The sequence below is a fragment of the Flavobacterium sp. genome (assembly GCF_031409475.1).
Lineage (GTDB): Bacteria > Bacteroidota > Bacteroidia > Flavobacteriales > Flavobacteriaceae > Flavobacterium.
The window spans coordinates 1-10917 of the sequence record NZ_JANNXH010000010.1 but is presented as its reverse complement, the minus strand read 5'-3'; the positions used below and the strand labels follow the sequence as shown (position 1 = coordinate 10917).

The 10917-nt window shown below is 31.1% G+C and carries 9 protein-coding genes; 3 read left to right on the top strand and 6 right to left on the bottom strand.

The annotated features are described in order from the left end of the window. Positions 1 to 34: 34 nt before the first annotated feature. On the bottom strand, positions 35 to 871 hold the full coding sequence (locus RMO53_RS02200) for an IS3 family transposase (protein WP_310377719.1): 837 nt from the start codon (positions 869 to 871) through the stop codon (positions 35 to 37). After that, a complete protein-coding gene (locus tag RMO53_RS02195; RefSeq protein ID WP_310377718.1) occupies positions 868 to 1395 on the bottom strand; it encodes a transposase in 528 nt (175 codons plus the stop codon). Before RMO53_RS02195 ends, RMO53_RS02200 begins: the two co-directional genes overlap by 4 nt. Before the next feature lie 229 nt (positions 1396 to 1624). Here RMO53_RS02195 and katG point away from each other — a divergent pair, with 229 nt between their 5' ends. From katG to RMO53_RS02180, 3 genes are all read left to right on the top strand, one after another. Then, positions 1625 to 3895 (top strand): catalase/peroxidase HPI, encoded by a 2271-nt coding sequence (gene katG, locus RMO53_RS02190; protein WP_310377717.1) that lies wholly within the window; start codon positions 1625 to 1627, stop codon positions 3893 to 3895. 191 nt (positions 3896 to 4086) lie between these two features. Further along, complete coding sequence (locus RMO53_RS02185; protein WP_310377716.1) at positions 4087 to 5760, top strand: amino acid permease; 1674 nt, start codon at positions 4087 to 4089, stop codon at positions 5758 to 5760. Continuing rightward, positions 5760 to 6425 (top strand): M15 family metallopeptidase, encoded by a 666-nt coding sequence (locus RMO53_RS02180; RefSeq protein ID WP_310377715.1) that lies wholly within the window; start codon positions 5760 to 5762, stop codon positions 6423 to 6425. The genes RMO53_RS02185 and RMO53_RS02180 overlap by 1 nt, the downstream gene beginning before the upstream one ends. On the opposite strand, the gene RMO53_RS02175 is transcribed toward RMO53_RS02180, so the two are convergent. The 4 genes from RMO53_RS02175 to RMO53_RS02160 all read right to left on the bottom strand — a co-directional run. After that, entirely contained in the window at positions 6426 to 6995 is a 570-nt protein-coding gene (locus tag RMO53_RS02175; RefSeq protein ID WP_310377714.1) for a hypothetical protein, read from the bottom strand. It abuts the gene before it with no gap. An 8-nt stretch (positions 6996 to 7003) separates the two neighbouring features. Beyond that, a complete protein-coding gene (locus RMO53_RS02170) occupies positions 7004 to 8185 on the bottom strand; it encodes a THUMP-like domain-containing protein (protein ID WP_310377713.1) in 1182 nt (393 codons plus the stop codon). Next, positions 8185 to 9273: an AI-2E family transporter gene (locus tag RMO53_RS02165; RefSeq protein ID WP_310377712.1), complete on the bottom strand. Its 1089-nt coding sequence runs from the start codon at positions 9271 to 9273 to the stop codon at positions 8185 to 8187. The genes RMO53_RS02170 and RMO53_RS02165 overlap by 1 nt, the downstream gene beginning before the upstream one ends. Before the next feature lie 87 nt (positions 9274 to 9360). Further along, on the bottom strand, positions 9361 to 10917 hold a 1557-nt coding region (locus tag RMO53_RS02160), incomplete at its 5' end, for an SPFH domain-containing protein (protein ID WP_310377711.1).

The following is a 10917-nucleotide window of genomic DNA, read 5'->3' as shown; positions in this document are numbered from 1 at the left end:
TAGACTGACCCCAAAAGTTTGGACAAATTTATAATTAATTTTGATAATAATGAGCTCGATATTTTATTGGGCTCATTTTGTTTAAATTTGACTTACTTCTGTCGTTATTGTAATATTTTATATATTCATGTATTTCCTTTTTTAATTGTTCTATTGAGGTATATTTTTTTAGATAAAACAATTCTGATTTTAATGTTCCAAAGAAATTTTCAATAATTGCATTATCAAGGCAATTACCTTTTCTAGACATACTTTGTATTATACCTTTTTCTTTCAACTGATTTTGATATCTTTTCATTTGATATTGCCAACCTTGATCCGAGTGTAGAATTAGGTTTGTGTTGTTTGGTATTTTCTTAAAAGCTTTATTTAACATCATAACAATTTGATTAAAAACGGGACGTTCTGTGAGTTCATAACTTATTATTTCTTGATTAAATAAATCAATAATAGGCGATAAATATAATTTTTGACCAGAGACGTTAAACTCAGTTATATCAGTTGCCCATTTTTGATTGGGTGCTTCGGCTTTAAATTTTCTTTCTAATAGATTAGGCGCGATTTTACCCTGATCTCCTTTATATGATTTATATTTTTTAACTCTAATGAGGCTTTTTAAGCCTAAGAATTTCATCAATCTTAAAACCGTTTTATGGTTGATTATTATTCCTTTACTTTTTATTTCATCAGTAATTCGCCTGTATCCATAACGACCTTTATGTTTGTAATAAATGGATTTTATCAACTCTTTTATCACTTGATATTTGTCAGCTGATTTACTCTTTTTTTGGTGATAATAAAAATTACTTCGTGCCATATTGGTTTGATTTAAAAGTAAATTCAAATCAAATTTATGCCTTAATTCCATTATGGCTTGCGCTTTGTGGCTTTCTCTTCTGCTTGAATTAAGGCTTGCAACTTTTTTAGCAATTCGTTCTCACAACGCAGTGCTTCATTCTCTAAAAGAAGTTCTTCTTCTGGTGTTAATGGTTTGTCCGATTTTCGCTTTTTTCGTTTATTGGTATCCATAGATGTTGGTCTGCCTCTGGTTTTTGGTTGTAATCCTGCTAAACCAAAATTAGCAAAATTTTTTTTCCATTTTACAATGATAGCAGCATCTGGAATATTAAATTTAATACTTGACTCTCTTAAAGACAAAATATCCTTATTAATTGCTTTTAACACCCTGATTTTAAATGCAACCGAATAATTTTGATTCTTTCTTGGTAGCAAACCAATAGATCCAAACTCCCTGTAAAAAGCAACCCATTTGCGAATATTAGATTCATCAGGACCTTTTAAATTAGAAACATAATTACATGTATAATGTTTTTCTAAAACTAATTTTACGCATTCAAACTTAAATGCATAATCATATTTGACTTTTCTTTCCATAAAAATACCCCCAAATAGTGTCTAACTTTTGGGGGGCAGTCTATAATTTGACGGCTTTTTTGTTATTCTAAATTAGAAAAAAATATTTTTATTAAATTATCAAAAGCAATACAATAGAGAACTAATAAATAAATAAATTTTAATAATAGTTTTTATCTATTTTAATTTAATTTCAGTAAGATATTTTTTTGTTAAATTCGCTAATCATAAAAATTCAAACAATCTAACCATGGAAAACAACACAAACAACGACAAAACATCTTATAATGTAAATGGCGAAGGCAAATGTCCTTTTTCAGGTGATAACAGCAGCGGAGGAAATAATGTTGAAAAAGCAAAAATCAAGCAAATGAATAGCAATGGTCCAATTAATCGTGATTGGTGGCCAAATCAATTGCGACTGAATATTCTTCGTCAGCATTCCTCACTTTCTAATCCAATGAATAATGATTTTAATTATGTTAAAGAATTTAAATCGGTTGATTTAGCACAATTGAAAAAAGATATTTTTGAAATAATAAACACTTCACAAGATTGGTGGCCTGCAGATTATGGTACCTATTCTGGTTTTTTTATTCGTATGGCGTGGCATAGTGCAGGAACATATAGAACATCGGATGGAAGAGGTGGGTCTGGCTCAGGAAGTCAACGTTTTGCACCTTTAAACAGTTGGCCTGATAATGCTAATTTAGACAAAGCACGATTATTACTTTGGCCAATAAAACAAAAATATGGTAATAAAATTTCATGGGGAGATTTAATGATTTTAGCTGGAAATTGCGCTTTGGAAACTGCTGGATTTAAAACATTTGGTTTTGGTGGTGGACGAGTTGACACTTGGGAACCACAAGAAGATGTCTATTGGGGTTCAGAAAGAGAATGGTTGGCAGACAACCGATATTCTGGAGAAAGAGATTTAGAATATCCTTTGGCAGCAGTTCAAATGGGATTGATTTATGTAAATCCAGAAGGACCAAACGGAAATCCTGACCCATTAAAATCGGCACACGATATTAGAGAAACATTTGCTAGAATGGCAATGAATGATGAAGAAACTGTAGCACTTATAGCTGGTGGACATACTTTAGGAAAAACACACGGCGCAGCAGATCCAAGTAAATATATCGAACTTGAACCAGCTGCAGCAGGAATTGAAATGCAAAGTCAGGGTTGGAAAAATAATTTTGGTACAGGAAATGGTGGAGATACTATTACCAGCGGATTAGAAGGTGCGTGGACAAGCACACCAAACAAATGGAGTCAAGATTATTTTAAAAATTTATTTCAATATGAATGGGAATTATCAAAAAGTCCTGCAGGTGCACACCAATGGAAACCTGTAAATAATGGTGGCGCTGGCACAGTTCCAGATGCACACGATGCTTCAAAAACGCATCAACCATTTATGTTAACTACAGATTTAGCTTTGAGAGTTGATCCAGCTTATGAAAAAATTTCTAGACGATTTTTAGAAAACCCATCCCAATTTAATGAGGCTTTTGCAAGAGCTTGGTTCAAATTAACGCACAGAGATATGGGACCAAAATCTTTGTATTTAGGTTCAGAAGTTCCTTCGGAAGAATTAATTTGGCAAGATCCAATTCCGAATATAAATTATACTCTTGTTAATGAAGAAGATATTAAAAATTTAAAATTTTCTTTAGTTTCATCTGGATTAAATATTTCAGAATTAGTTTCAACAGCTTGGGCTTCAGCTTCAACTTTTAGAGCTTCAGACAAACGTGGTGGCGCAAATGGTGGACGTTTAAGATTATCACCACAAAAAGATTGGAAAGCAAATAATCCTGCACAATTGTCTAAAGTTTTAGCAGTTTTAGAAAATATTAAAACTAATTTCAATAATTCTCAAACTGAAAACAAACAAGTTTCTATTTCAGATTTAATTGTTTTAGGTGGATGTGTTGGAGTAGAACAAGCAGCGAAAAATGGTGGATTTGATATCAAAGTTCCATTTACGCCAGGAAGAGCAGATGCTTCTCAAGAACAAACCGATGTTGAATCTTTCGGAGTACTTGAACCACAAGCAGATGGTTTCCGTAATTATGTTAAAACAAAATACACTGTTTCGGCAGAAGAATTATTAATAGACAAAGCACAATTAATGACTTTAACTGCTCCAGAAATGACAGTTCTTGTTGGAGGAATGCGTGTTTTGAATACTAATTTTGATCAATCACTAACGGGTGTTTTCACCAAACGTCCAGAAGTTCTTACCAATGATTTCTTTGTAAATCTTCTTGATTTATCAACTTCATGGAAAGCAGTTTCAGAATCTGATGATGCATTTGTTGGAACCGATCGTATATCTGGTGCAATAAAATGGGTTGGAACTCGTGTAGATTTAATTTTTGGTTCTAATTCAGAACTTAGAGCTATTGCAGAAGTATATGGATATAAAGATGGGCAAGAAAAGTTCGTGAATGATTTTGTATCAGCTTGGACAAAAGTGATGAATCTTGACCGTTTCGACTTGAAATAAACAGATTTTTAAATTAAATTTTAATCAAGGTAGTCTTAAAGGCTACCTTTTTTATTAATTCATATTTTTGAATAATAAAAAAGAGCAAATACAAATAATTCAGATTGGTTTTATATATTTGTTTTCTGCAATTATTTAATAATTTGTTAACTTAAGCAGTAAAAACTAACTAAAATATACAAACCAAGAATATGTCATTTTTTAATTTATTCAGAAAAAAACCATTAGGAACAATATTACAACAAGGTGGAGATGGAGAGCATTCGGGGCTTAATAAAGTATTGAATGTAAAAGATTTGACATTCTTTGGAATTGCAGCAATTATTGGAGGTGGTACTTTTTCTGCTATCGGAAATGCTTGTTTTTCAGGTGGGCCTGGTGTTATTTTATTGTATGTAATGTGCGCAATTGCTTGCGGATTCACTGCAATGTGTTATGCCGAATTTGCTTCGCGAGTACCAGTTTCTGGAAGTGCTTACACTTATGCATATGTGTCTTTTGGAGAAATATTTGCTTGGATTATTGGTTGGGCATTATTGATGGAGTATTCTATTGGAAATATTTACATAGCTTTTTCTTGGAGTGGTTATTTTACTAATTTAATTGAAACCTTTGGTATTCATTTACCCGAATGGTTGACTATAAATTACAAATCAGCACACGCAGCATTTATTGAAAGTAAAGCTGGAGAAGGTCTTTTGGCTTGGCAAAATGCACCATCAGTTGGTGGATTAAAAATTATTTTTGACCTACCTGCTGTTTTAATTAATATTTTGATTACTTATTTAATTTACAGAGGAACACAAGAATCAAGAAATATAAGTAATGTGATGGTTTACATCAAATTGACAATTATTGTACTTGTCATTATTGTTGGTGCTTTTTATATAGATATTAACAATTGGACTCCGTTTATGCCTAATGGTTTTGGAGGTGTTATGGGTGGAGTATCAGCTGTTTTCTTTGCCTATATTGGTTTTGATGCAGTATCAACATTAGCCGAAGAAAGTAAAAATCCTCAACGTGATTTGCCTCGAGGCATGATTTATTCGTTGATAATTTGTACTGTTGTATATATTATTTTGGCACTTGTAATAACTGGAATGGTATCTTACAAATTATTAGGAGTTAGTGATCCATTAGCTGAAATTTTTGCCTTAAAAGGTGTAAAATGGATGCTATTTATAGTTTCTATAGCTGCTGTTGTAGCCATGACAAGTGTTATGCTGGTTTTCCAAATGGGACAACCAAGAATATGGATGACGATGAGTCGCGATGGCTTAATGCCGAAGAAATTTGCCGAAATTCATCCTAAATACAAAACCCCAGGATTTGCCTCAATTATAACAGGATTGGTAGTTGGAATTCCAATATTTTTTACAGATGAAAATTTTGTTTTAGATTTTACCAGTATTGGAACTTTATTTGCCTTTGTATTGGTTTGCGGCGGTGTTTTAATGCTTTCTCCACAAAGTGAGGCTGAATTAACCGATCGAGCTACAAAAGGTAAATTTAGAATTCCATATATCAATTCAAAATTTGTTTTTCCAGCCATTGTATTGTTAACATTAGTTATAGTAAATACTTATATTCCAACATTTTTTTCAGAAACTTTTGATTTTTCAAACGGAAAATTAGCAACCAATTTGCCAATGATAGCTTTCTTTATTTTAGTTTTAGTAATGTCAATTTTAGCTTTTATTAAAAACTTATCGTTAATTCCACTTTTAGGATTAGTATCTTGTTGCTATTTACTAACAGGAATGGCAGTTTCTAACTGGAAATGGTTTGGAGTTTGGTTACTTATAGGATTAGTGTTTTACTTTGCTTACGGTTATAAAAACAGTAAATTAAACAAAGCTTAATGAATATTCGTTTCATTTATTGTATTATAATGACCATTTTAGTTTGGTCTTGCAAAACACAAAATGTAGTAGTAAAAAAAACTTTTTTTGAAAACAATCAAAGTTCATTAACTCAAAACGATACTACATTTGTTAATTTAAGCGATTATAGTAATGAATTTATTTTAGATTTAAAATATGCCACCGATGACAATTTTCTAAAATCAAAAATGTACGAATGTGGCACTTGTTTTTTAAGACTTAAAACATTGAACAATCTTATTGAAGCCAACAAAGAATTCAAAAAAAAAGGATATAAAATTAAACTTTTTGATTGTTATCGTCCGTTACAAGTGCAGAGAAAAATGTGGGCATTAGTTCCAAATCCTGAATATGTTGCCAATCCAACAAAAGGTTCAATCCACAATCGAGGTGGTGCTGTAGACATTACTTTGGTTGACGAAGCTGGAAATGAATTGGATATGGGAAGTGCATTTGATTTTTTTGGTGCAGCATCAAGTCATTTTTATAAAGAGTTACCCAAAGAAGTATTAAAAAATCGTCAATTATTGAAAAAAATCATGCTTCGACACAATTTTGAATCTTTTGATTCCGAATGGTGGCATTACAATTTAAAAGGTTCTAGAAAAGATAAAATTTCTAACTTTGTTTGGGAGTGTCACTAGCTATTCAATACACTTAAAATTATCTATAAAGAAATTTTCGGGAGAATAAGTGATTTTTAACTTTTCAGAAATCAATTCTTTAGGCAATACATAATCCATGGTTTCTGTGGCAAATTTAATTCGCATCATCGAAATTGTTAACTTTTTCAGATCTTCAAAATCATTTTTAAGGAACAAAAAATTAGCATTCAAAAGTCTATTATATAATTTTTCTTTACTATTATATATCAAATTATCACATTGGCTTTCGGCAGAAGCCATTAGAGTATATATTTTCCCGTTAGACAATTGAAAGTAAACTCTTGAATTTTTATCCAAACATTTTGGAACTATAAAATCAGGACTTTTTTGAATAACCTGCAAATTTAACATTGGCGTATTATTGTCAGAAATTAAAGATAGAAATATGAATTGGGTTGTATTTCCAAAAACTCTTTCGTAAGCCAAACAAGCCTTTGTTTCTTTTAATGTTCCAAGTGAATCCGTAACTTCGGTTACATATTCACAAGGTTTTTGGGCAAAAACAATTGTTTGAACGAGTAACAAAAAGGCAATTAATTTAGTTTTCATTGTAAATTTTAAATTTTGGCGCAAAGTAATACAATTTTACGATTATTTGCATCAGTTGTAAAAAAAGTATAAACTTGTCCCCCATCTTTAATTTTCCATTTTTTACGAATATTCTCTACTGTTTCAGGAAAATTTCGAGTAGTGATATTTGCTTTTTTTTTCTCTAAAAATGCCTTCATTCCTTGTTTAGAATATTCGAAAAGTTGTTTTATTTCAAAAATTCGTCCTGGAAAATCAATTTTGTCATCCGAAGTATATAAATGGGAATGTTGGTGCAATTTATTCAAACCAAAGTGTAATCCTACTTCGTTAAAACCGCCCGATTTTAAAATCGTTGAATTAGGTTCATAAAGGTATTTTTTAGGTAATGAAATACTATAATCTGTTTGATTCTGGCTCAAATTAAATTCAAAAAAATCTTCTTTTTCTTTATTTAAATTGATGGTTTTAATAGTTACAAAATCATTAAAATCTTTTTTAATTTCCCAAAGTAGTTCTTTAACTTCATTATTAACAGCAACAATATGAATATTTTTTACATTATTCAATTCGCCCAATCCAGCCGAAATATCTAAAATTGGTGCTGTTTTAATTAAAATATTGTCAGCAAATTTAAAATACTCATCGAGTAATTCAGGTACATTTGGCAAACAATCTTTGAGCATAAAAACCTTGCCTTTAGAATCACTTCGACGTGATGGATCAATATAAATCCAATCCATTTTTTGATTCAACTCTTGCAAAATATCAAAACTATTACCACAAATACAATTTATGTTTTCTTTTTGCAAAATTTTAAAATTATAACTAACAATTTGAGATAGTTCTTCATTAATTTCACAGTGAATTACTTGTTTTATTTTTTTTGAAAAGTAGTAATCATCAACACCAAATCCTCCAGTTAAATCTATTAAACTTGCACCAGAGACGATGTTGGATTTATAAAATGCTGTTACTTCAGAAGAGGTTTGTTCGACTGAAATTTTAGAAGGGAAAATAATGTTTTCTTTGTTAAACCAAGTTGGCAATTTAGTTTTCGCTTTGGTTTTTGCAGAAATCTGGTTTAAAATATATTGCCAATCAACTTCTGGAAAAGGATTTCTCTGTAAAGCTAATTTTGAAATATCAACTCCAATATTTTGAGTAATAAATTGCTGAATTTCAGATTTTAAAATAGCTGATAAATTCATTACAAATCTTTGGTTACTGTTTTAATAATAATATTCTCTGGAAAAAATTCTTTGGCAATTACTTTAATCATCGTATAAGTTGGAACGGCAATAATCATTCCTGTGATTCCAAAAAGGAATCCACAAATTAAAGTAATTAGAAAAATTTCTAACGGATGAGAATTTAAGCTTTTAGAGAAAATAAGTGGTTGAGAAAGGTTATTGTCTATTATTTGAACAATCCAAAACCCTATTAAAACATATAAAGTTGTTGGTAAAATATCAGTTTGAAAATCGTTACCTAAATGGCTCATCATGGTCAAAGCTCCAGCCAAAACCGATCCAATTAGTGGTCCAACGTATGGAATTATGTTTAAAATGGCACATAAAAAAGCAATAATAAAAGCATTTTCTATCCCAAAAACTAAAAGTACAATTAGATAAAGTACAAAAACTATGGACAATTGAATAATTAAACCAATAAAATAACGACTTAACATTTGGTTTATTTTAGTCAACGAATTCAATATTTTATCTTGATGATTATCCGGAAGAATCCTTTTTATACCCGAAAGAAACATGACTTTATCTTTAAGAAAGAAAAAAGTGATAAATAAAACAGAGGCTAATCCCATACCAAAACTACTTAAAGTTCCTAAAAAAGCATTTAGAAAACTAGGAATAATGTTAAAGTTTATTTTTGAAGTAACGTTGGCTTCTTTAAGCATATTTACAGCATCAATATTATAACTTAGTAGAAAAACATTAAGTTTATCAATAATTTGAACCACATTTTTTTCAATAGATACAGTGTCTAACAAAGATAGATTTTCTCCTTGCGAAACTATCAATGGGACAAACATCATGATTAATCCAGAAAAAACAGCAATTAACAAAATCATGGTGAAAGTAACCGCTAATGTGTTTCTAAATTTTAATTTAGTCTTTAAAAATTCCACTAATGGATTGGCAATTAAAGTTAAAATCAAGGAAACAACAAGGTATATTAATACCGACTGAATTTGAACTATAAAATACAAAATCAAAGCAATAATTGCAATAATTCCAATAGCTTTTAAAATACCAAATGATATTGTTTTAGAATCCATATTTATTTTTATTTCAAAAGTAATATTAAAAAAGATAATTCCCAATATTAAAAAATATTGGGAATTTAAACTGGTTAAAACCGAAAATTATTCTTTTTTATTTGATTTAGTATCCATCATTTCCATTAATTTTATACCAAGTAAACCACTAATTCCTCCTTCGGAACCATTGCTACCTGTAATTAAAACATCAGGAATTACTTTGATATTACCTTTGCCAATTTCTTCGGTAATTTTATATTTGGTAAAATTATCGCCACCCATTGCAGAAACTTGCAATTGATAAGATTCGGCAGTAGATTTACCAATTGCCATAATCTTTTCAGCTTCAGCTAAACCAGTTTTAGAAATTCTTTCGGCATCTGCACTTGCAGTTAGTTTTGTTGCTTCAGCCTGTGCTCCTGCTCTAGCTTTGGTAGCTTCGGCTTCAGCGTTGGCTCTCATTTTAGTAGCTTCTGCTTCGGCATTTACATTCAGTTTCAAACTCGTTGCGTCACCTTCTGCTTTTTTAACTGTTGCATCTGCAGTTCGTTGTGCAATCTCAACACTTTGTGACGCTTTTACGATTTCTTTTTGCATATCAGCAATAGCAGTTTCTTTTTCCATTCCTTGGCGTTGTTCTTGCGCCATTTTTTGAGTTTGATAGGTTTTTTGCTCTTCTTCGGCTAATTTTCTATCGGTTAACGTTTTCATTAATGAATCTGGCGGTACAATGTCTCCAATTAATGTGTCAACAGCATTGACATTATATTCATCTAAAACCACTTTAATATGATTTTTAGCCGATTCTTGACGCTCTTTTCTAGTTGATAAAAACGAAATTACATCGCTTTCTTGCGCTGAATTTCTAAAATAATTTCCAATTGTTGGTTCTAATACTTGAGAAACCAAATTGGTCATGCTTCCAAAACGGGCAATCACTTTTGGCGCTTCATTAGCAGGTACGTGAATAATCTGCGAAACATCTAAATTGAACGGAAAACCATCTTGAGAACGAACTGTAATTGTAGATAAATTATGATCTAAATTATGTGATTCGCTTCGTGCATCAGCCCAGTTTAAAACCAAATTTGTAGTAGGAACTGGCTCTAATTTGGTTGTGTATTTATTCAACGCATATTTACCAGGACCTAGTGGCTCCATCCAAACGCCGCGTTGGCCTTTAGTAACAATATTTCCGTGTTTAAAATGTTCGCCAGTTACGTCTAATCCATCTTCTCCAATATAAGAAATTACAACGCCAACATATCCAATAGGCACATCTGTCATTGGGTTTTGCTCAATTTGTACCGCCCAAGAATTAATGTAATACGAACCTGCCAACATGACTTGTGGTTGCAAACCTCTATTTCCTCCTTTTTCTAAAAATTTATCAAAATCTTGAAAATTGTTATGCCCTTCTACATTTGTTCCTGCAATTTGTCCTTGAGGAATTGGTTCTCCATCAAGCGCAGTTACAATTCCAATCATGTTTTCGAAAATTTTGATTTGATCCGCCATTACAATTTCAAAAATAAACGTATTAATACGATAAGATCCTGTTGTAATAAATGCAGATTGACGCCCTTTTTGCCCACCATTGTCAAGAAAAGCGGTAGCATCTTGAAAATTATCTGAAGGAACTTTTCGGGCTAAAATTCTACC

Excerpts from the sequence above, each read along its gene's own strand:
- RMO53_RS02195 (WP_310377718.1), bottom strand. The coding sequence starts at position 1,395 with ATGGAAAGAAAAGTCAAATATGATTATGCATTTAAGTTTGAATGCGTA.
- katG (WP_310377717.1), top strand. The coding sequence starts at position 1,625 with ATGGAAAACAACACAAACAACGACAAAACATCTTATAATGTAAATGGC.
- RMO53_RS02185 (WP_310377716.1), top strand. The coding sequence starts at position 4,087 with ATGTCATTTTTTAATTTATTCAGAAAAAAACCATTAGGAACAATATTA.
- RMO53_RS02180 (WP_310377715.1), top strand. The coding sequence starts at position 5,760 with ATGAATATTCGTTTCATTTATTGTATTATAATGACCATTTTAGTTTGG.
- RMO53_RS02175 (WP_310377714.1), bottom strand. The coding sequence starts at position 6,995 with ATGAAAACTAAATTAATTGCCTTTTTGTTACTCGTTCAAACAATTGTT.
- RMO53_RS02170 (WP_310377713.1), bottom strand. The coding sequence starts at position 8,185 with ATGAATTTATCAGCTATTTTAAAATCTGAAATTCAGCAATTTATTACT.
- RMO53_RS02165 (WP_310377712.1), bottom strand. The coding sequence starts at position 9,273 with ATGGATTCTAAAACAATATCATTTGGTATTTTAAAAGCTATTGGAATT.